Below are 21,425 nucleotides of genomic sequence, written 5' to 3'. Positions count from 1 at the left end.
AGCAGGCGGACGCGACCCCGAAGGAGTTCAGCATGGCACTCGAACACGCCGCACCGGGCGAGCCCCGCGATGTCCGACCTTTTGGCGCGGCGCTGGCCGACCAGAAGACGGCAGCACTCTTCAAGTCGCGGCAAATCGAGGTCATGCGCCTGGTACTGCGCGCCGGCAGGAAGCTGCCGCCGCACAAGGTCCCGGGCGAGATCACCATCCAATGCATCGAAGGGACGATGGTTGTCGGTCTCGGGAGCGGTCCGCGAAGACTCGAAGCGGGGCAGATCCTCTTTCTCGAGGGCGATGCGATGCACGATGTCTCCGCGGAAACGGATGCGTCGGCGCTCGTGACGATCGTGCTGCACGATGGCTGATCTGCCGCAGATCCAGGAGGCGGATGCCTCGCGGTCGCTTGCGAACTGCTGGCCTGTCTTTGGGCCATCGTGGGCCAGGGCGTAGGTCGGCTCGTCTATTTGCCGCTGCCGCCGCCACCACCACCGCCACCGCCGCCGCCGCCGCCGCCGCCACCGCCGCCGCCACCGCCGCCGCCACCGCCGCCAGATCCGGAGCCGGAGCCACTACCACCGCCGCCACTTGAGCCACCGGAGGAGCCTGATCCGCTCGACCCACTCGACCCACTCGAGCCACTCGAGCCACTCGACCCGCTCGACCCGCTCGACCCGCTCGATCCACTCGACCCGCTCGACCCACTCGACCCGCTCGATCCACTCGACCCGCTCGACCCGCTCGACCCGCTCGACCCGCTCGATCCACTCGATCCACTCGATCCACTCGACCCGCTCGATCCACTCGACCCGCTCGATCCACTCGATCCACTCGACCCACTCGATCCACTCGATCCACTCGATCCACTCGATCCACTCGATCCACTCGATCCGCTCGATCCGCTCGATCCGCTCGACCCGCTCGATCCGCTCGACCCGCTCGATCCGCTCGATCCGCTCGATCCGTGCCCGGAGGACGAGCCGGAAGCGCTCGAACCGCCTCCCGATCCACCGCCAGGGCCTCCCGGCTCGATCAAGACCTCGTTGACAACAACGCGCCGCTGCGCATCCATGCGCCCCGTCACGCGAACGAACTGATTCACCGCGAGATACGCCGAACCGCCGCCCTTCACGATCACCTGCGGATCGAGTTGCAGGCTGGCGCCCTTGTCGAGGCTGAGCGAGCCGCCCGCCACGTCCTGCACATAGCCTTCGATGAGGACGTCTCGCACCCTGCCCAGCTGATCGGCCGTCGGATCCGGCGTCACTCGCTGAGCCAGCAGCATCTCGCCATTCCAGCGGCCGGCCACAAGCACTTCGGCGCCGCGTTCGACATTGGGCGGTGCCGCACCGGGATTCAGTTGCACGCGCGTCCCACTGACTTGCATTGCATCGTCCGTCACGGCCTCCACGCGCCCCATGATCTGCGCCATCTGCGCCCTGGAGGTCGGCGCAAGCTCCTCGATGCGCGACGCGACGAGCACGCCGTCGGATTGCCGATGGCCGCTCAGGCGCACCCAATCGCCGATCCGCTTGCCGTTCAACGCACCGGCCGGCCGCACGGTCGCTGTCTGGCCGAGCACGCGCACGGTCCCGGCGACGGCATCGATGGCTTCCATCGGCCCCACGAGCGCGTGGAGCACGGCGATCCTTTGCGCACGCAGGTCGTTGCTTGTGTGCGTCGCCCGTACCACCACCATCTGGCCCACGGCCAGGGCCCCGGCCGATGACGGCCTGCCGTTGTCCGAGACCGGCGTGCGGGCGTCGAAGTGCACCTCGACGCCGTTGACGCAAATGCTGGCGAAACCGGTCACCACGCCGACAATGCCGGTGCCGCCGATGCCACCCGTCGGGTCTCCTGCCTGCGCCGTGACGCCCGTGCCTCCGATACCGCCCGTGGCGCCTTCGCCGCCGGCGCGCGCACTGATGCCTGTGCCGCCGATGCCGCCCGTGCCCGTGCCGCTGCCGCTGCCGCTGTTGTCGCCGCCCGACGCACCTGCAGTCCGCCCGATCGGGTTCACCTGTGACGCGCCGGTCTCGCAGACGTCGGGGCCCTGCGCCCAGGCCGCCGTGGTGGCGAGCAGCATGGCGCAAGCGAGTGCACGACGGAGGCGGCTGGTCATTTCGACCCCTTTGCTTTCTTTCTCGATGCCGGCGCGCGGGCGGGGGGCGCGGCTGAATCCTCGGCGTAGAAGTAGACCCCGAAGGTCATTCGCTGGCGTTGCGAGTCTTCGCTGTTGATGCGCTTCGTCGATGCAAGCGCACTCTTGTTGACCGCGACCAGTGCCTGCATCCCCAGCGCAGCGGCCTGTTCTGCCAGTTTCGCCACCGTGTCGGCGCGCAGACCGTCGTAGTGCACGCTGCGCTCGAGAAAAGGCGGCTGGCCGCCCGCGAGGTTGTGCGCCGCGGCCGCCGCATGGTCGTGGAGGTTGTGGCCAAGATAGAAGCTCATTTCATCGAAGCCCTTGGTCGGCACGAACGCGCCGGCATTCAGGCGCACGCGCCCTTCATCGTCGATATGCACGACGCCCAGACGCAGCCATTCGTCCAGCACGACGCGCGGACGAATGTCCCGGTTCACGCGAGCCACCAGCGCCTCGAACGACAACTCGCCGCCCTCGCTTGCAAAACGGGTCAGCGGCAGGGGCGTGCCGGACCGATCGATGTACGGCCGCGCGCCCATCCACTGCGCGACCACTTGCGCGCCGAGCGAAACCACTTCGGGCACTGTTTCTTCGCCGGACTCCATCGCCTGGCGCAGCCGGCTGACTTCTTTGCGATGCACGCCGGACACGAGGCTCACCCGGCTGTCCGTGGGTGGCATGCCATCGATCCGGAAGTCACGGTCGGCGACTTCGACGAAGAGTGACTTGAGGAGCTCGCTGGCATAGGTGAACGTCACGCCGCGCGAGAGCATGAGCTTCACCAGGGGCCGCAGCGCATGAATCAGTGCGCGGACGAAAGCACGAGGCGGACTGGCATCGGAGGGGGTGGCGTCGTTGGGCATGACACGAGGGACGAAAGAGAGGTTGGGTGGTTCTTGTGGGAAATTGTCACACACATATTGACGTGGGGAAAATTCCCACATATTCTGAGACGCAGGCGTGGGCAAATTTCCCACGTCTTCAACTTACAGGAGATCGACATGGACAAGTTCAGAAGGACGGCCACTGCGAGCATCTTTGCGTTGGCTTTGGGGGTGATCGCAGGTCCCGCGATGGCGCATGGAGGTGGTGGTGGTGGTGGCGGTGGCGGCGGTGGCGGTGGCGGTGGCGGCGGTGGCGGAGGCGGTGGAGGTGGAGGTGGAGGTGGAGGTGGCAGTGGAGGTGGCAGTGGCAGTGGTGGAAGCGGCAGCGGCAGCGGGGGAGGAGGGAGCTCAGGTGGATCGGGCGGTACAAGCGGATCCAGCGGATCCAGCGGCTCCAGCGGCTCCAGCGGCTCCAGCGGATCGAGCGGATCCGGTTCCTCCGGATCGGCAACCGCAAGCAGTGGCGGAAGCGGCCACGGCGCGGGCGAGGGTGCCGGCCATGGCATCGGACACGGTGCGGACGATGCACCGGGCCACGCCGATGCCGTGGGTCCGCACGGCGTGGGTCACGGCGCCGACGATGCACCGGGCCACCGCTGATCGGGGCTCGATCGACATACTTGTAAATGACTGGCGTCCGTTGTCCGCCGCCTCGCCTGCTCGCGCGTTCAAAAGCAAAGAGGCCGTGGTTGCCTCTAAGACCATGCGAGTCAATGTGAACCTTTCTCTTCTCAAGTGTGCTGCCGCCGGTGTTGTCTCGACCTGTCTTGCGTTGATGGCGACCGCCGCCAATGCGGAAGTGAACTGGTCCGTCAACGTGGGCGTTCCCGGCGTTGTCGTCTCCGAGCCTGCACCGGTCTATGTGGCGCCAGAGCCGGTGTATGCACCGCCGCCGCCCGTCTACTACAGGCCCGCCCCCGCGGCCTACTACCGCGCGCCGCCCGCGTACTACGCGCCTGCGCCGGTCTACGAAGGTCCGGCCTACTACGACGCGCCTCCCGCGCCTGTCTACTACCGCCGCGGCGAATGGCGTCATCGCCATCACGAGCGCGGCGACTACGATCGGGACTGATGTCTGGGCGCTGTGCAGCGCCTCTGCTCAATGCGTTGCGGCTGCGCGGGTTCGGAGCGCTTCATAGAGGCGCGCCGCGGCCGCTCCCAGCCCGCTGGCGGGCCGCAACGCCCCGATGGGCGCAAGCGGATGCGCGTCGCCCCCGCGCAGATGCACGAGCCGTCCAGCGTCGAGCAAAGGCCTGACGAGATTCAGCGGCAGCAGCGCGAGCAGGTCCTGCTGCTGTAGAAGCTGCCACAGCATCGGCGCCGACCGCGTCACGATCGGGTAGGTGGCCGGCATGGCGGGAAAGCGCTCCGCGAGCTCGTCGAAGCGTCTGCGCGCCGACAGCGACGCGGGCAGCAGCAGCCAGCGATGCGAGGCCAGCGCTTTCATGCTGGGCGCGCGCGTGCGTGCCAGCGGATGGTCCGGCCTGCACACGACCACGAAGCGGTCGGCGCGCAGGGGTTCGAACATCCATCCTTCGGGCACGACCGCGGGCTCGCGGCAAATGGCCAGGTCGACCTCGCCGCGCGCGATGGCCAGCAACTGGTCTTCGCCTTCCGCCTCGTCCAGACGCACCTGGATCATCGGATGGCGCTCGCTGAATTGCGGCAGCGCATCGAGCAGCAGCCCGTGCACTGCGGAGGCCGAAGCGATCAGCCGCACGTAGCCCTCGCCCTGGTTCTGGCGCGCGGCCAGCGCGGCCGCGCCGTCGGCCAGGCCCAGCAGGAGCTGGCGCGCAACAGGCAGCAGGTCCGCGCAGGCCGCCGTGGGACGAACGCCCCGGGCGTGCCGGTCGAACAAGCGGATGTCGAGCAGGGCTTCGAGATAGGCCAGCGTCTGGGTCACCGACGACTGCGTCATGCCGATCGCCTGCGCGGTCCGCTGCACGCTGCCCAGTTCGGCCAGGAACAGCAGCACCTGGATGTGCCGGAACTTGCCGCGCGCCAGCAGGCGATTGAGCAGGGCGGAGGGCGTTTGCATGAGGATTCGGGAAGTCTAATGGCTTGGGCCGATTATTAATTTGTCACCGATACCTTGCTCTGGCGAAGATGCGTGCTGCGGGCCACGTACCTGCAGCCGCTTCGGCGGCGTTCAACAGTTGGAGACACCATGAAGCCCCTCATTCGCGTCGTTCGCGCCGTGGCCGCCACGGCGCTCGTCTTTCAGGCACTCGCCTGTGGTGCGGTCTCCGCGCAGCCTGCGGACTGGCCGTCGCGCCCCATCAAGATCGTGGTCCCCGCACCGGCCGGCGGCCCCTACGACCGCACGATCCGTCCGGTCGCGCAGCGGATGGCGCAGGCGCTCAAGCAGCCGGTGGTGATCGACAACCGCCCGAGTGCCGGCAATGTGGTCGGCACGCAGGTCGGCGCCAGCGCGCCGCCCGACGGCTACACACTCACGATGACGGGGATGCTCAACACCATCGCGCAGAGCATGTATGACAACCTGTCCTTCGACATCGTCAAGGACTTCGAGCACATCGGGGTCATCGGCGAAGGTGCGCAATGGCTGGTGGTGCGCAGCGACGCGGGCATCTCGAGCCTGCAGGACCTGGTGCAGCAGGCGCGCCGCGAGCCGGGCAAGATCAACTATGCGAGCTCGGGTGCGGGCAGCACCGGCCACCTGGTCATGGAGCAGCTCCAGCGTGCGGCGCAGATCCAGCTCACCCATGTGCCCTACAAGGGCGCTGCACCGGCGCTGCAGGATGTGCTGGCCGGCGTGGTCTCGGTGATCGTCGTGCCGCCGACGTCGGTGGCGCCGATGGTCCAGAGCGGCAAGCTGAAAGTGCTGGCCACGTCGAGTGCCGCGCGTGTGCCCGGCGCACCCGACGTGCCCACCTTCGCGGAGCTCGGCTACAAGCAGCTCACGGTGACTTCCTGGGTCGGCCTCTCCGCACCGAAGGGAACGCCCAAGCCCGTCGTCGACAAGGTGCACGACGCGCTCGAAGTGGCACTCAAGGACCCGGCAGTGCTCAAGCAGCTCGAAGCCGAAGGCTTGACCGCTCTCGGCGGCACGTCGGCGCAGTACGCGCGGATGGTGCGCGCCGACACCGAGCGCTGGGGCCAACTGGTGCGCAGTCTCAATCTCAAAGCCAACTGATCCGACACGCCATGCCATTCGCCGATTCGCGGGACCGCCGCCTCTACTACGAACGCCACGGGCAGGGGCCGGCCGTGCTCTTCCTGCACGGGGCCGGCTCGAACGCCGCCACATGGTGGCAGCAGTTGCCGGTGTTCAGTCCCCACCGCACCTGCCTCACGATGGATATCCGCTGCTTCGGTCGGTCGGTGGCGCCGCTGGATGAGTTCTCCCTGGAGAACTTCGTTGCCGACGTGATCGCCGTCCTCGACCGCGAGCACATCGATCAGGTGAGCATCGTGGGACAGTCGCTGGGCGGGATGATCGGCCTGAAGACGGCGCTGACGCATCCGCAGCGCGTGGCCGCGTTCGTGGCCTGCGACAGTTCGCTCGCCATCGATCATCCGGGGCTGCTCGGCATCCTGGAAAAGCGCCAGATCAGCCAGCGCGCGGCCTCCATCGAGCAGCGTTCGCTGGGCCGCTGGTTTCTCGAGACGCATCCCGACAAGGCGGCGCTCTACGCGCAGATCAATCACTTCAACCCCAGCACGCATTCGGTCGCTGCGGCGGATTGGGGCGCCACGCTCGCTTCCTTGATGCAGCCCGGCCGCGTGATCCCCATGGCCGCGTTGCGCGACGTGCACTGCCCGACGCTGCTGCTTGTGGGCAGCGAAGACCCCATCGTTCCTGTGTCCGTCGTGAACGAGCTGACCGGCTGGATCCCCGGCAGCGAAGTCGTGGTGGTCGCCGATGCGGGGCACTCGACCTATTTCGAGAAGCCGGTGGAGTTCAACCGACACGTGCTCGATTTCCTCGGCCGTCGTGTCAAATAGCCATTGCCTCACCAAGCCAATCACAAGAAGGAGACAAGGCAATGATCCAGCGGAAGAGTCTGGGCCCGGCGCTGTGCCTCGCGGCCCTGGGCCTTGCGGCGCATGCGCAGAACGTCGGCAGCTTCAGGGACGCCGGCAAGTCGGCGGCGAACTACACCAATCCGGTCGCCACGTCGACGGGCGACTGCGCGAAGCTCGGGCAACAGGTGGTGTCGGTCGACGGAGCGCGGATGACCGTCCTCACCTCGGAAGTCATGACGGCCGCGCAGGGCGTGCCCGACTTCTGCCGCATCGTCGCGATGCTCGACCCTGAAGTGCTGATCGAAGTCGCGCTGCCCATGCGGTGGAACGGCCGCCTCTACATGCGCGGCAACGGCGGCTATGCCGGCGAGCGGATCGACGCGCCCAACCGCGCGGCCTTGCGCGACGAAGCGCTCAAGCGGGGCTTCGTGGCGGCGCAGACGAACACCGGCCACGACGCCGTTGCCCAGCCGCTCGGCACCTTCGCGCAGAACAATCTCGCCAGGCTCGTCGACTACAGCCATCGCGCGGTTCACCTGACCGCCCAGGCATCCAAGGACCTGGCGGCCGCGTTCTATGGACGCAAGCCCGCCAGGTCGTATTTCGACGGCTGCTCGACCGGGGGGCGGCAGGGGCTGATGTCCGCACAGCGCTATCCGGCCGATTTCGACGGCATCGCTGCGGGCGCGCCGGTGCTCAACTTCACCGGGACGATGTATGACTACGTGTCGTACGCACCGCTGGTGAGCAAGGCGGGCTTCACCTCGGCGCAGCTTTCGGAGATCGGCCGCGCCATCGTCGCGAAGTGCGACGCGGCCGACGGGCTGCAGGACGGCGTGATCAACGATCCGCGCCAGTGCAGGATCAATCCGAGGACCGACCTGCAGGGCCTCAGCGAAGCGCAGATCGCGGCGCTGGAGGCGGTGCACGCCGACATGCAGCACAAGGGCAAGAGCGTGTTCCCGGCGTGGCCCTGGGGCTCGGAGGCACCCGACACCAACGGGATCAGCGGCTGGGCCGAGTGGTTCGTGTCCATTCCACCGCCGCCCCCGCCGCCGGGGGCGCGCCTTGCATCCGTCGGGCAGGCCTTGCCGCCCGGCGAAACGCGCCAGAGCGCCTACGCGCAGACCTTCCTGCGCTACTTCGCCGATCAGCCCGCGAGCCGTCCGGATGCCGACTGGCGCACGTTCAACCTCGACGAGGGCTATCGGTCCACGAGCTTCATGAGCCAGATGCTGGATGCTCGCAATCCCGACCTCGGCGCGTTCAAGGCGCGTGGCGGAAAGATGATCACCTATCACGGCTGGGCCGACCCGGCGCTCAATCCGATGATGACCATCGGCTACTACGAGGAGGCCGGTCGTGCCACCGTCAAGCTCGACGACAGCTATCGCCTGTTCATGGCTCCGGGCATGCAGCACTGCGGGAACGGGAACGCACCGAACGTGCTCGATGCGGTGACCGCCGTCATCGACTGGGTCGAGGCGGGCCGGGCGCCGGCTTCGCTCATCGCCGTGCAACAGCGGCCCGACGGGTCGGAGCGAAGCCGGCCGCTGTGTCCTTATCCGCAGTCTGCGCAATATGTCGGGGGAGATGCGGACAAGGCAGCGAGCTTCGCGTGCCGGTGAGGGAATTTGAGTGCGACGGCGCAATGCCCGCGGCGTCGTGTTGACACATGTCGGCCAGCGCCTCTATGTTCGGCGCTGGACACCGCCGACGTCATGTCAACTTCATCCCCACCTTGCACCGCCGCCGAAGCGCTGACCCGCCTTCAGGAAGGCAACGAGCGTTTCATCCAGGGCCGCGCGCGTTTTCCGACGGTCCAGAAGGAAGTCCTGGCCGAACTCGCCAAGGGACAGCAGCCGTTCGCGACCATCCTCGGATGCAGCGACAGCCGGGTGCCGCCCGAACTGGTCTTCGACGCCTCCTTCGGCGAGCTGTTCGTCATCCGCGTGGCGGGCAACGTCCTCGGGCCGAGCATTCTCGGCACGCTGCAGTACGCCGGCTCGCACCTGAAGACACCGCTGTTCGTCGTGCTGGGGCACGAGGGGTGCGGCGCGGTGGAAGCCGCGATCGGTTCGCGGTTCCACGGTGCCCGGCAGAAAAGCAGGATCGAGATCCTGCTCGAGGACATCGAGCCGGCCCTCGAAGGTCTCGATGGCACGCTGCCCCGCATGACGCTGCTCCATCAGGCCGTCGAGGCGAACGTGCGCCACACCGTGCGAGCCTTGCGCGCCACCCCGGAAGCCCAGGCGCGCGAGCGCGAAGGCGTGATGAAACTCGTTGGCGCCGTCTACGAACTGCAGACCGGCCGCGTGCGCTTCCTGGAGCCGGACGAATAGCGTTGCATCGCGACGAGACGCTGCAATTCGTTCGCGCGAACGTATCGACGTGCTGAGGCCAACAATTCAAGCGATCAAGCTCTGGATCTGGGCGGCGATCGCCGGCGCACTGGGCGCCGCATCGACGATCGGCTTTCGCTGGCTGACGCAGCAGGTCGAGTGGCTGGCGACCGGGCACACCGGCGGACTCGTGGAGACGGCCATCTCGCTGTCGGCCTGGCATCGCGCGGCGGTCTGCGCCGTCGGCGGCCTGCTGGCCGGGCTCGTGTTGCATTGGGGCGGCCGATGGGCCGCGAAGGGCCCGCGTGGCGATCGCAATCTCGACTACATCGAGGCCGCACGCGCCGGCCGCGTCGACCTGAACGACCGCACGACCTTCACCCGCACGCTGTCGGCGTTGTTCTCGATCGGAACGGGTGCAGCGATCGGGCGCGAGGGTCCGATGGTGCAGCTCGCGGCCTGGGTGAGTTCATGGCTGGCGCGCTGGGTGGCCCTGTCGCCCGAGCAGCGCAACACCATCATGGTCTGCGGCATCGCCTCGGGCATCGGGTCCGCGTATCACGCACCGATTGCCGGCGTGGTGTTCGTGCTCGAACTGGCGCTGGGGTTCTTCGCGCGCAGCACGGTCGCGCCGGTGCTGATCGCATCCGCGACGGCGAGTGCGCTGATCTACTGGCTGGTCGAGCCCACGCCTCTGTACGTCCTGTCGGGCAAGCCGGTGCTGCCGACGGGACTGGGCGTCGCGCTGTTGTCCGGCATCGTGTTCGGCGGCATCGGATGGGTATGGCTCGGTCTCCTCGACAAGACGCGCGATCTCTTCGCGCGAATCAAGTCGATGCCGATCCGGCTGGGCATCGGCGGCGTGCTGGTGGGGCTGATCTCGGCGGCGATTCCCCAGGTCTGGGGCAATGGCTACAGCGTCGTCTCGCAGGTGCTCCAGGGCGAGCACCTGTGGCAGTGGCTGGCTGTGATCCTCGTCGCCAAGGTCGCGGCGACCGCGCTGAGCTCAGGCAGCGGTGCTATCGGCGGCGTGTTCACGCCTTCGCTGTTCGTCGGCGCAACCGCCGGCAGCGTGCTGGCCCAGATCGCTGCGAGCTGGATGCCGGTGGCATGGGTCGGCGATCCGCGCGCGTTCGCGGTGGTGGGGATGGCGGCCGTGCTGGCCGCGGTGACGCATGCCCCCTTGATGTCCATCGTCATGGTGCTGGAGATGACGGACCAGTTCCAGCTCACGGTGCCGGTCATGCTCGCGTGCGGGGTGGCGCACGCGATCAGCACGCAGTTCGGAGCGAAGCCGATCTACGGCAATCCGATTGAAGCCCGGAGCGGATAGCCCCCTGCGTCAGGCGAACGCGCGAGCGGGTGCTGCGCGAAGTCCGCGGCGCGTCTCGCCGGCCCTGGTGCCTAGTTGCCGACGCGCACGGCCGCAAAGACGAGCGACCCGAGCACCACGGCGATGGCGGTGACGACGGCCAGGCGGTTGGCGAAAAGGCGACGCATCGGGACCTCCTGATTCAGTTGGTTTTCCAGTGTCCCGCCGGCGCGAGGCGATGGCAAGCCGAACGAATCGGACGCAGAGCCCTGCGGGACAATACGGCGCATGAACGGACACCCCAAGCCATCGAAGCGCGTCTGGATCGACACCGACATGGGCTTCGACGATCTCGCCGCCGTGCTCACGGTCGCGCGGACGCCGCCCTGGCGCGTGGACGGCATGTCGCTCGTCGCCGGCAACGCACCGCTCGACATGGTGATCGACAACGCGCTGCGGGCTGCCGCTCTCTTCGAATGGGAGTTCCCGATCCACGCAGGCAGTGCGCAGCCGATCGCAAGCGAACTGGTCACGGCGCAGAACATCCTCGGCGCGGATGCCATGGCCTCGGCGGGTCGCAGCCTGCCGAAGACGCGGGCGGCGCTGGCGTCGGGCGATGCGGTGGCCGCGCTTGGGGACTATCTTGAGTCCACCTCCGAGCCGGCCACGGTGCTGGCGCTGGGCCCGCTCACCAATCTCGCGCTCGTGCTGCAGGGGCGCCCCGCGCTTGCAGCGCGGATCGGCCGGCTCCTGTGGATGGGCGGCAGTGCCGGGCCGGGCAACCACACCGCGGCGGCGGAATTCAACGCCGCGGTGGACCCGGAAGCGATCAATGTCGTGCTCGATGCGGGCGTTTCGCTGCACATGGTCGGGCTCGATGCATGCCGGCAGGTACGCGTGCACGCGAGCGATGCCGAAGCGCTGCGGGCGCTCGGCTCCGACAAGGCCGAGGTGCTGGCCGACCTGCTGCTCGGCTACGTGCGCATCGCGAGCCCCGCGGGCGCGCTGCCGATGTCGCTCTATGACCCGACGGCCGCGGCTGTGCTGGTCGCGCCCGAGGGGATGAGCTTCCGGCCGGCGCATGTGGTGGCCGAATGCAAGGGCGAGCACACCCGCGGCATGACGGTGGTCGAATGGCGCGTACCGAGGCGTGCCCAGCCCAATGCACAGGTGGCCAGTGTGGCCGACGAGCCATTGCTGCGTCGCGTGGTGCTGGATGCGCTCGCGCGCGCTGCCAGCTGATCAAGGCCGGCGCCGGGCCGCCCCAAGGCGGCCTGCGGCCCCCTTGGGGGGCAGCGACTCACACGCAGTGGGGGAGCGTGGGGGCTATTCCCGCAGCACCCAGCCGTCGGGCACGGCTTTCAGCAAGGGACTCTCGAACACGCCGACCACCCGCGTGGCGCGTTCGGCGCCGAGTCGCTCGATCCAGCGGCGGCCCTGCAGCATCGCGACGCCGCACGCGACCACCTGGCCGCCCAGCGACTCGATGAGGTTCCACGCCGCGAGCAAGGTCGTGCCCGTGCTGACGGCGTCGTCGACCAGCACGAGCCGTTTGCCGTCGATCAGCGGTCGGAGGTTGGGGTCGAGGTAGATGCGCTTGCCCGGCGTCGGCGAAGTGATCGAATGCACCGCGGCGGACAGCGCTTCGTCATACCAGAACTTGCGCGAGTAGCCCATCGGCACATAGCGCGCATGACCGAGCGCCCGCGCCACGACGGGCGCGAGCGCGAGCCCGAGCGTGGGCAGCCCGATCACCAGTTCGGGCGCATGTACCGACAGGCGTTCGGCCAGCATCGCGCCCAGCGTGTCGACAACCTCCAGCGACGCGTGATTGACCAGCAGCGAAGCGACGGCATGCGAGGGCTCGTTGGCAAGCTGCCGGATCGGCAGCACGAGCACCCGCCCGTCCGGCAGGCGTGCCGGGTAGCCGAACTGCCAGGGCGCCTCCATCCGATCGACCACGTTGGCCGGAACAATGTGCTGCCAATAGCCGGTGGTGGGTTCGGTGAAGTGACGGTTCATGGCGAGGTCAGAACGCTTCGAGCTGGCGCGACGGATCGGGAATCGGCGTGGCAGCCAGCAATCGCTGGGTGTAGGGATCGCGCGGCGCGTTGAGCACGATGTCCGCATCGCCGCTTTCCACCACGCGGCCCTGGTGCATCACCATCACTCGGTCGGCCATGGCGCGCACCACGCCCAGGTCGTGCGTGATGAAGAGGTACGAAAGACTCCGCTCGCGCTGCAGGTCGAACATCAGCCTGAGGATCTGCGCGCGCACCGAGACGTCGAGCGCGGACACCGGCTCGTCGGCCACGATCAGCGCGGGGTTCGATGCGAGCGCGCGCGCAATGCCCACGCGCTGGCGCTGGCCGCCGGAGAGCTCGTGCGGAAGCCGGTCGCGAAAGTGCGCGGCCGGCAGTCCGACCTGATCGAGCAGTGCATCGACCTCGGCCGCCGCTGCGGGCCGGTCGAGTCCACGGTGATAGGTCAGCGGCAGCGCCACGCTCTGGCCGATGGTGCGGCGCGGATTCAGCGACCCACCGGTGTCCTGGAAGACCACCTGGACCTCGCGGCGAAAACTGCGCGCCGCTTCGCCGGACCGCGTCGCGACGTCCATGCCCTTGTAGAGGATGCTTCCTTCGCTCGGTGCGGTGAGGCCCAGCAGCATGCGGCCGAGCGTGGTCTTGCCGCTGCCGCTTTCGCCGACCAGCGCCAGCACTTCACCGGCGCCGATCGTGAGGGACACGCGATCCACCGCGCGCTGCATCTGCCGCGCGCCGAACAGCCCGCCGCTCGCGCGCACCGGAAAGAGCCGGGTCAGGTCGCGGGCTTCGAGAAGCGGTGCGTTCGTGCCTGCGTTCATGCTGACGTGACCTCGTTGCGCCGCCACGCGTCGGCCGCGATCGGCTCGTCGCTCAGGTGGCAGCGGTCGGCGCCCGCCGCGCGCGGTCGCAGCGCCGGCACCGCGCTGTCGCAAATCCCGTCGCGGGCGATCGGGCATCGCGGATGGAAACGGCACCCTGGCGGCCAGTGGCCCGCGATGGGCACGCTGCCTGGAATCGAGAACAGCGAATGCGCACGGGAGCGCGGGCTCAGGATGCTGCCCAACAGGCCCTGCGTGTAGGGATGGCGCGGCGCCGCGAAGAGCGGTGCGACTTCGTTCGACTCGACCACCTGGCCGGCGTACATCACGTTGACGCGCTGGCATGTCTCGGCCACCACCGCGAGGTCGTGCGTGATCAGCAGGATCCCGAGGTCGAGCTCCCTGCGCAGGCGCATCAGCAGCTTCAGGATGCCCGCCTGCACGGTCACGTCGAGGGCGGTGGTCGGCTCGTCGGCGATCAGCAGCGCGGGCCGCATCGCGAGCGCTGCCGCGATCAGGATGCGCTGGCGCATGCCGCCGGAGAGCTCGTGCGGGTACTGGCGCGCGACCCGCGCGGCGTTGGGCAGCTCCATCATGTCGAGCAGTTCGAGCACCCGCGCCTCCAGCCCTTCGGTGCGCCCGTGCGCACGCAGCGGCTCGGCGATCTGGCGTCCGACCGGCATCAGCGGGTCGAGGTAGCTCGTCGGGTCCTGGAAGACCATGCCCACGCGCGCGCCGCGCACCGCGCGCAGTTCGGCGGGGTTCAGCTGCGCGAGGTCGCGGCCTTCGAGGAGGACCTGTCCCGAGGCCACCCGCGCCAGCGGTGACGGGAAGAGGTTCATGATCGCGAAGGCGGTCATCGACTTGCCCGAGCCCGATTCGCCGACGAGGCCTACTGCTTCGCCGCGGCGCACCGTCAGCGACAAATCGTTTACCACCCGCAGTGCGGTCGGGCCCCGGCCAATGTCGACCGACAGGCCGCGCAGGTCGAGCAGGAGATCCGCGATGCTCATTTCGACCCCCACGCTCGGCACTTCGTGTCCTCGCTGCCCCCCGAGGGGGCGCGAGCTTGCTTGGGACGGCCCGGCGCTGCGCTCATTTCGGCCCCCTCGGATTCAGTGCATCGTTCAAGGCATCGCCGAGCACGTTGAACGACAGCACCGTGAGCGCGATGGCGAGACCCGGAAATGCCGACATCCACCACGCGCTACGCAGGTACTGCTGCGCGTCGTTGAGCATCGCGCCCCATGACACATGATTCGGGTCGCCGAGCCCGAAGAAGCTCAGGCTCGCCTCGATCAGGATCGCCATCGCGATGTCGAGCGAGCCGAGCACGACGATCGGCGCCGCCACGTTGGGCAGGATCTCGCGCACGATGATCGCGCCGTGCCCCATGCCGGCCACCCGCGCCGCATCCACGAACTGCGACTGCCCGAGCGCGGCCACCGAGGCGCGCACCACCCGTGCGAGCTGCGGCCACGAGAGCGCCGCGATGACCACGATCATCTTGAAGACGCTGGTGCCGAACAGCGCGATCACGATCAGCGCCACGACGAAGCGCGGCAGCGTCTGGAAGAACTCGGCGATGCGCATCAGGAGCGCGTCGAGCCAGCCGCCGAAGTAGCCCGCCAGCGCACCGACGATCACGCCGACGACGACCGCGCACAGGGCGCTCATGACGCCGACCGTGAGCGAGATGCGCGTGCCGAAGACCACGCGCGCCCAGATGTCGCGGCCGAGGTCGTCGGTGCCGAGCCAGTGGCCGGGCGAGAGCGGTTCGAGCAGCGAGCTGTCGCCGCCGCCGAGCGGGTCGTAGGCAGTGACCAGCGGCGCGAGGATCGCGAACGCGAAGAGCAGCGTGACAAAGACGAGCGCAAGCAGCGTCGTCGGCCGGCGCAACAGGCGTCGCCAGAAGACGGCCTTGCGAAAGGGCGTGCCCACTGCCGGGACCGCAACAGGAGTCAGTGCCGCTTCGCTCATCGAGAAACCTTCGTGCTTCGCACTGCGGCGCGAGCTTGCTTGGGGCGGCCCGGCGCTTCGCTCATGCTCTTTCGATCCGCGGATCGATCAGTCGATGAATGATGTCGGTGACGAGATTCGCGATGACCACCGTGACCGACACCATCAGCAGGATCGCCAGCATCACCGGATAGTCGCGCTTGGAGATCGATTCATACAGCAGCCGTCCGATGCCGGGCCACGCGAACACGGCCTCGATCAACGCCGAGCCTGCAAGCACGAAGCCGACGTTGTAGCCGATCACCGTCAACACCGGCGCCGCGGCATTGCGCAGCGCATGCACCACGACGACCGTCCACTCCGATGCGCCGCGCGAGCGAGAGGCCAGGATGAAGTCGGCGTTCATCACCTCCAGCATCGCGGCGCGCGTGATGCGCGTGATCAGCGTGAGATAGCGCAGCGACAGGGCGAAGGCCGGCAGCACCAGGTACGACAGATGCTGGACGAAGCCTTCGAAGCCCGGCGCCGTGCCGCGAACCGGGTTGTTGCCTTGCGAGGGCAGCCATCCCAGCCAGATCGCGAACACGAGGATCAGCAACTGGCCGAGCCAGAAATCCGGAATGGAATAGCCCGCCGACGACACCCCCTGGATCGCCGAGTCGACCAGCCCGGGGCCCGTGCGTGCAGCCGAACGCGCGGCGATGACGCCGAAGACGATGCCCAGCACGCTCGCGAAGGCGAGCGCGGTCATGGTGAGCTCCAGCGTGGCGCCCAGCCGTTCGAGGATGAGCGCCGCCACCGGCTGCTGGTTGGCGAACGAATAGCCGAAGTCGCCCTGCGCCACCTTGCCCAGGTAGCGCAGCAGCTGGATCCACAGCGGCTGGTCCAGCCCGAACTCGCGGCGCATCTGCTCGAGGTATTCGGGCGGCGCGGGAAAGTCGCCCACCAGCAGCGTGATCGGATCACCCGGCGTGAAGGCGATCAGCAGGAAGTTGAGCACCACCACCGCGAGCAGCAGCGGGATCGCGTGCAGCAGGCGCCGCAGGATGAAGGAGGACATTGACCGCGGTCAGTCCGTGCGCTTCACGCCGGCCCATTGGTCGCGGGCATCGAGCGCGGGGAACACACCCGTGAGCTTCTTGCTCGCCGTGTCGACCGTCTCTTCATCGAACAGCACCAGCGTCGGCAGGTCCTCGTTGAGGATCACCTGCAGCTCCTTGTAGAGCTTGGCGCGGACGTCGCGATCGGTGGCCGTCGCGGCGCGGCCCAGCAGGTCATCGACCTTCGGATTCGAATAGCCGCTCGCGTTGGTGTTGGGCGCGGTGCCGGTGTAGGTGTTGTACAGGCGCGTATAGCCGATGGCCGGATCGCCGGCCGAGAAGTACGAGCCCAGCATCATGTCGTAGTCGCGCTTGGCGAACACGCGGTCGTAGTACACCGAGCGTTCCAGCGGCTCCAGCTTCACTTCGAGGCCGATCTGGCGGAGGTTGTCCTGGATGATCTGCGCCTGTGCGCGCATCTGCGCACGGCTCGCGTCGAAGGGCATGCGCACCGTCGTGCTGCCGGCCTTGGCGCCGGCCTTCTCGAACAGGGCCTTGGCGCGCGCAGGATCGAGCGGGTACTTCTTCGCGTAGCTCACCTCATCGTTGAAGAGCCACTTGAAACCATCGCCGAAGGCACCCGCGCCCGGTCGGGCGATACCGTTCATGGCCTGCTTGACGAGCCGCTGCCGGTCGATCGCCAGGGCCGCGGCATGGCGCGCCTCGATCTTCGAGAACAGCGGTGACTGCGTGTTGAACATCAGGAAGTAGACCGCCGGGATGTTCACGCCGCGGCGCGGCGCCAGGTTCTTGTCCGCGAGGATGCGGGGCACTTCGGGCTTGGGCGTGTAGAAGTCGAGCAGCTCGTCGATCTCGCCGGTCTGCAATGCGGGCACCCGGTTGGCCGCCTGTGGAATCACCTGGAAGATGATCGATTCGAGAAAGGGCTTGTCGCCGTCCCAGTACTGGTCGTTGCGCACGAGCTTGATGCTGGCCCCGCGCTTCCATTCGCCGAACTTGAAAGGACCGGTGCCCACCGGCTTCTGGTTGGCCGGGTTGGTGCCGATGTTGCTGCCCTCGTAGAGGTGGCGAGGGAGGATGGGCGCATCGAACACCGTCATCTGCGACAGCAGGGGGGCGTAAGGCTTCTGCAACCTGACCACCACGGTCAGCGCGTCGGGCGTGTCGACCTCGACGCCGAGGTTCTTGAACACCGGAGCCGCGCGCGGATGCAGCTTGCCGATGACTTCCATCAGGGTGAACTTGACGTCGGCGCTCGTGAAGTCCTTGCCGTCATGCCACTTCACGCCCGGGCGCAATGTGAAGCGGTAGGTCTTGCCGTCGGGCGACACCGTCCATGCGGTGGCGAGCGAGGGCTTCGCGTTGTATTGAGGATCGAGCCATACCAGGCCTTCGAGGATCTTGGCCGAGACATCGCCGGCCGCGAAGTCGGTGGTCGTGCCGAGGTTCAGCGTCGGCGGATCGGCGTCGATGGCGAGCACCGCGGTTCCCTTGCCGGTGGCCGCGCGGCCGTAGCGCGTGGTGGCGAGGCCGCCGGCGGCGGCAAGCGCGCCGAGGGTCAGCTGGCGGCGGGTCAGGCGAGGGAGCGTGGGGTTCTTCAAATGATCAGTCATCGTCGGGGACATTCCTGCGGAGCCGCTTTCCGAAGCAATATCGAGGCCATCGCGGCAGCCCGCATTATTGGCGTGGAAAATGCGATCCCAGTGCGTTGAAGGCGGCTCCCCGATGATTTCAGTTCCCATCCATCCAGGCATCCGGGCCTCGACCGAGGAGATGGTCGGCCTGCGGCGGCAGATCCATGCGAATCCCGAACTCGGCTACGAGGAGTTCCAGACCAGCGAGCTGGTGGCCGAGCGCCTCGCGCGATGGGGCTACACGGTCCATCGCGGCATCGGCGGCACCGGCGTGGTGGGCACGCTCACAGTCGGCGATGGGGCCAGGCGGCTGGGGCTGCGCGCCGACATGGATGCCCTCCCGATGACCGAAACCACGGGCCTCGCGTGGGCCAGCCGCAAGCCGGGCGCCATGCATGCGTGCGGCCACGACGGACACACCGCCACCTTGCTCGCTGCGGCGCAACTGCTGGCGGTCACCAAGGGTTTCAATGGCACGCTCAACCTCATCTTCCAGCCCGCCGAGGAAGGCCTGATGGGCGCGAAGAAGATGGTCGAAGAGGGCCTCTTCGAACGCTTCCCGTGCGATGCGGTGTACGCCTATCACAACGAGCCCGGCTTTCCCGCCGGGCAGTTCGGTTTTCTGCCGGGCGTGATCTACAGCTCTTCGGACACCGCCGTGATCACCATCGAAGGCAAGGGCGGCCATGGGGCGATGCCGCATACGACGGTCGATCCGATCATGGTCGCGGCGCACCTGATCCTCGCGCTGCAGACGCTGGTGTCGCGCGAGGTCGATCCCAACGACATGGCGGTCGTCACGGTGGGCGCAATGAGCGCCGGCAAGGCGCCCAACGTCATCCCCGCCAGCGCGGAACTCAAGCTGTCGATCCGCGCGCGAAAGCCGGAGGTGCGGGCCTTCCTGCGCGACCGGATCATCGCGATGGCGCAAGGCCAGGCCGCGGTGCATGGCGCCACCGCCACCGTCGATTACCAGTGGAAGATGCCGCCCTGCGTGAACGACGAGGCCGCGACCGCGTTCGCACGTCAGGTGGCGCTCGCATCGATGGGCGAGAAGGCGCTGATCCCCGACATGGCGCCGCTGCAGGCCAGCGACGATTTCGCGTTCATGCTGAATGCGGTGCCGGGCAGCTACTTCATCGTCGGCAACGGCGACGGCAAGCCCGGCAGCGGACCGGGCTGCATGGTGCACAACACGGGGTACGACTTCAACGACGAGATCCTGCCGAGTACGGCGAGCTACTGGGTCTCGCTCGTGCAGGCCTATCTGCGCTGAGGTCGGACGGCGCGTGGCGGCTCCGGCACTCGACGGTGCGTGAGGCGCAGCCGATGAGAATGTCGCGCCTTCACTGCGCTTCTCCGCTGCGCCGTGCGCGAAGCTCTCTGTCCTAGAAGTCCTCGAGCGCCATCTCCACGATCGCCTCCGAGCCCGAGACGATGCTGTCGCGCAGGCCCGGCACGCGGGTGAGGATGTGATCGGCATAGAAGCGCGCCACGGTGATCTTGCTGCGCATGAACGCCGGATCGTCGCCAGCGGCGAGGCGGTCTTCCGCCGCGAGAAGCGAGCGCCCCAGTTGCCAGCCGACCGCGAGCTGGCCGGTGAGCAGCAGATAGGGCACCGAGCCGGCGAACACCGCATTCGGGTCGGACTTGAAACGTGCCAGTACCCAGTCGACGACCTCGAGGAAGGCCTCCCGGCCCACGGCCAGGCGCTGGGCCATCGCTTGTGCGGCATCGCTGTCGCGTTGACGCAGCTGGGCTTCCACCGCCGCGACCTCTTCGGCAAAGGCGCGTGCCACGGCACCACCGTCGCGCACCGTCTTGCGGCCCACGAGGTCGTTGGCCTGGATCGCGGTGGTGCCCTCGTAGATGGTCAGGATGCGCGCGTCGCGGTAGTGCTGCGCGGCGCCGGTCTCCTCGATGAAGCCCATGCCGCCATGCACCTGCACGCCCAGGCTCGTGACTTCCTGGCTCATTTCCGTCGAGTAGCCCTTGACCAGCGGCACCAGGAACTCGTAGAGCGCCTGTTCGCGGCGGCGCACATCGGCCTGCGGATGCGCATGCGCCGCGTCGCCGGCTGCGGCCGCGGCAATGGCCAGCGCGCGGCAGCCTTCGGTCTGGGCGCGCATCGTGAGCAGCATGCGCTGCACGTCCGGGTGGTGGACGATCGGCGCCGCGCCGGGCAGCGACCCATCTACCGGGCGCGACTGGACGCGCTCGCGTGCATAGGCCGCCGCGAGCTGGCGCGCACGCTCTGCCACCGCGATGCCCTGCAGGCCGACCGCGTAGCGGGCCGCGTTCATCATCACGAACATGTACTCCAGGCCGCGGTTCTCCTCGCCTACCAGGTAGCCGATGGCGCCGGCACCGCTGCGGTCCGCGATGCTCCCCGCGGTGCCGTCGCCGAACTGCAGGACGGCGGTCGGGCTGGCCTTGATGCCGAGCTTGTGCTCGATGCTCACGCATTGCACGTCGTTGCGCTCGCCGAGCGTGCCGTCCGCGCTCACCAAAAACTTCGGCACCACGAACAGCGAGATGCCCTTGACGCCCTCGGGTGCGCCGGGCAGGCGCGCGAGCACGAGATGGACGATGTTCTGCGCCATGTCATGGTCGCCGTAGGTGATGAAGATCTTGGTGCCGAACACCTTGTAAGTGCCGTCGCGCTGCGGCTCGGCGCGGGTGCGAACCAGTGCCAGATCGCTGCCGGCCTGCGGCTCGGTGAGGTTCATGGTGCCGGTCCATTCGCCCGAGATCATGCGGGGCAGGTAGAGCTCCTTCAGTGCCTGGGAACCTGCGGTCAGCAGCGCCTCGATGGCGCCGTCGGTCAGGATCGCGCACAGCGCGAAGCTCAGGTTGGCGCTGTTGAGCATCTCGGCGCAGGCGGCCGAGATGGTCCTCGGGAGCGCCTGCCCGCCGAACTCGGCGGGGTGCTGCAGGCCCTGCCAGCCACCCTCGCCGAACTGCCGGTAGGCGTCGGCGAAGCCCGGCGTGGTGGTGACGCGGCCGTCCTGCCACCAGGAAGGTTGCCTGTCGCCGGCGGCGTTGAGCGGCGCGATCACGCCTTCGGTGAAGCGGGCGCATTCCTCCAGCACGGCCTGTGCGGTATCGATGCCGGCGTCCTCGAAGCCGGGCAGGGTGGCGATGCGCTCGATGCCGGCCAGTTCGTTCATGCAGAACAGCATGTCTTTGACGGGCGCCTGGTAGGTCATGGTGGTGTGTCCTCGAATGTTCGTGATGGAG

General features: G+C 68.2%; 19 protein-coding genes. 9 read left to right on the top strand and 10 right to left on the bottom strand.

What is annotated here, in order from left to right:
- The first annotated feature begins 32 nt into the window (after positions 1–32).
- Entirely contained in the window at positions 33–365 is a 333-nt protein-coding gene (locus tag WKW77_RS17125) for a cupin domain-containing protein (RefSeq protein WP_340358066.1), read from the top strand.
- A 95-nt stretch (positions 366–460) separates the two neighbouring features.
- Here the strand turns inward: WKW77_RS17125 and WKW77_RS17120 are convergent, their stop codons facing one another.
- Both WKW77_RS17120 and WKW77_RS17115 read right to left on the bottom strand, forming a co-directional pair.
- Entirely contained in the window at positions 461–2,119 is a 1,659-nt protein-coding gene (locus WKW77_RS17120) for a DUF5666 domain-containing protein (protein WP_340358065.1), read from the bottom strand.
- Positions 2,116–3,084 carry a DUF6502 family protein gene (locus WKW77_RS17115; RefSeq protein ID WP_340358064.1) on the bottom strand — a complete coding sequence of 323 codons (969 nt, stop codon included), beginning with the start codon at positions 3,082–3,084 and terminating at the stop codon, positions 2,116–2,118. The genes WKW77_RS17120 and WKW77_RS17115 overlap by 4 nt, the downstream gene beginning before the upstream one ends.
- Before the next feature lie 655 nt (positions 3,085–3,739).
- Between WKW77_RS17115 and WKW77_RS17110 the strand changes: the two genes are divergently transcribed.
- Positions 3,740–4,096, top strand: a complete 357-nt coding sequence (locus tag WKW77_RS17110) for a hypothetical protein (RefSeq protein WP_422823214.1) — start codon at positions 3,740–3,742, stop codon at positions 4,094–4,096.
- A gap of 27 nt (positions 4,097–4,123) precedes the next feature.
- Here WKW77_RS17110 and WKW77_RS17105 read toward each other — a convergent pair whose 3' ends face one another.
- Positions 4,124–5,062, bottom strand: coding sequence for a LysR family transcriptional regulator (locus WKW77_RS17105; protein WP_340358063.1), 939 nt, complete (start codon positions 5,060–5,062; stop codon positions 4,124–4,126).
- A 129-nt stretch (positions 5,063–5,191) separates the two neighbouring features.
- Here WKW77_RS17105 and WKW77_RS17100 point away from each other — a divergent pair, with 129 nt between their 5' ends.
- From WKW77_RS17100 to WKW77_RS17075, 6 genes are all read left to right on the top strand, one after another.
- A complete protein-coding gene (locus tag WKW77_RS17100) occupies positions 5,192–6,181 on the top strand; it encodes a Bug family tripartite tricarboxylate transporter substrate binding protein (protein WP_340358062.1) in 990 nt (329 codons plus the stop codon).
- 11 nt (positions 6,182–6,192) lie between these two features.
- Positions 6,193–6,993 carry an alpha/beta fold hydrolase gene (locus WKW77_RS17095; RefSeq protein WP_340358061.1) on the top strand — a complete coding sequence of 267 codons (801 nt, stop codon included), beginning with the start codon at positions 6,193–6,195 and terminating at the stop codon, positions 6,991–6,993.
- Positions 6,994–7,034: 41 nt separating this feature from the next.
- Positions 7,035–8,642: a tannase/feruloyl esterase family alpha/beta hydrolase gene (locus WKW77_RS17090; RefSeq protein ID WP_340358060.1), complete on the top strand. Its 1,608-nt coding sequence runs from the start codon at positions 7,035–7,037 to the stop codon at positions 8,640–8,642.
- Between the two features lie 93 nt (positions 8,643–8,735).
- The gene (locus tag WKW77_RS17085; protein ID WP_340358059.1) at positions 8,736–9,356 is read left to right on the top strand and encodes a carbonic anhydrase; all 621 of its coding nucleotides are present in this window, start codon (positions 8,736–8,738) and stop codon (positions 9,354–9,356) included.
- Positions 9,357–9,405: 49 nt separating this feature from the next.
- A complete protein-coding gene (locus WKW77_RS17080) occupies positions 9,406–10,689 on the top strand; it encodes a chloride channel protein (RefSeq protein ID WP_340358058.1) in 1,284 nt (427 codons plus the stop codon).
- A gap of 267 nt (positions 10,690–10,956) precedes the next feature.
- Positions 10,957–11,910, top strand: a complete 954-nt coding sequence (locus WKW77_RS17075; RefSeq protein WP_340358057.1) for a nucleoside hydrolase — start codon at positions 10,957–10,959, stop codon at positions 11,908–11,910.
- A gap of 84 nt (positions 11,911–11,994) precedes the next feature.
- Here WKW77_RS17075 and WKW77_RS17070 read toward each other — a convergent pair whose 3' ends face one another.
- The 6 genes from WKW77_RS17070 to WKW77_RS17045 all read right to left on the bottom strand — a co-directional run bounded on the left by WKW77_RS17070 (position 11,995) and on the right by WKW77_RS17045 (position 18,164).
- Positions 11,995–12,690: a phosphoribosyltransferase gene (locus WKW77_RS17070; protein ID WP_340358056.1), complete on the bottom strand. Its 696-nt coding sequence runs from the start codon at positions 12,688–12,690 to the stop codon at positions 11,995–11,997.
- 7 nt (positions 12,691–12,697) lie between these two features.
- On the bottom strand, positions 12,698–13,531 hold the full coding sequence (locus WKW77_RS17065) for an ATP-binding cassette domain-containing protein (RefSeq protein WP_340358055.1): 834 nt from the start codon (positions 13,529–13,531) through the stop codon (positions 12,698–12,700).
- A complete protein-coding gene (locus tag WKW77_RS17060) occupies positions 13,528–14,544 on the bottom strand; it encodes an ABC transporter ATP-binding protein (protein WP_340358054.1) in 1,017 nt (338 codons plus the stop codon). The genes WKW77_RS17065 and WKW77_RS17060 overlap by 4 nt, the downstream gene beginning before the upstream one ends.
- Positions 14,545–14,626: 82 nt before the next feature.
- A complete protein-coding gene (locus tag WKW77_RS17055) occupies positions 14,627–15,511 on the bottom strand; it encodes an ABC transporter permease (RefSeq protein WP_340358053.1) in 885 nt (294 codons plus the stop codon).
- A gap of 61 nt (positions 15,512–15,572) precedes the next feature.
- The gene (locus tag WKW77_RS17050) at positions 15,573–16,550 is read right to left on the bottom strand and encodes an ABC transporter permease (RefSeq protein ID WP_340358052.1); all 978 of its coding nucleotides are present in this window, start codon (positions 16,548–16,550) and stop codon (positions 15,573–15,575) included.
- Positions 16,551–16,559: 9 nt separating this feature from the next.
- Positions 16,560–18,164, bottom strand: a complete 1,605-nt coding sequence (locus WKW77_RS17045; RefSeq protein WP_340358051.1) for an ABC transporter substrate-binding protein — start codon at positions 18,162–18,164, stop codon at positions 16,560–16,562.
- 112 nt (positions 18,165–18,276) lie between these two features.
- On the opposite strand from WKW77_RS17045, the gene WKW77_RS17040 reads away from it, so the two are divergent.
- Positions 18,277–19,461, top strand: coding sequence for a M20 aminoacylase family protein (locus WKW77_RS17040; RefSeq protein ID WP_340358050.1), 1,185 nt, complete (start codon positions 18,277–18,279; stop codon positions 19,459–19,461).
- Positions 19,462–19,573: 112 nt separating this feature from the next.
- On the opposite strand, the gene WKW77_RS17035 is transcribed toward WKW77_RS17040, so the two are convergent.
- The gene (locus tag WKW77_RS17035; RefSeq protein WP_340358049.1) at positions 19,574–21,394 is read right to left on the bottom strand and encodes an acyl-CoA dehydrogenase; all 1,821 of its coding nucleotides are present in this window, start codon (positions 21,392–21,394) and stop codon (positions 19,574–19,576) included.
- Between the last annotated feature and the right edge of the window lie 31 nt (positions 21,395–21,425).

Source organism: Variovorax ureilyticus, from assembly GCF_037889935.1.
Classification (GTDB): Bacteria; Pseudomonadota; Gammaproteobacteria; order Burkholderiales; family Burkholderiaceae_C; genus Variovorax; species Variovorax ureilyticus.
This window is presented reverse-complemented; position numbering and strand designations above follow the sequence as displayed.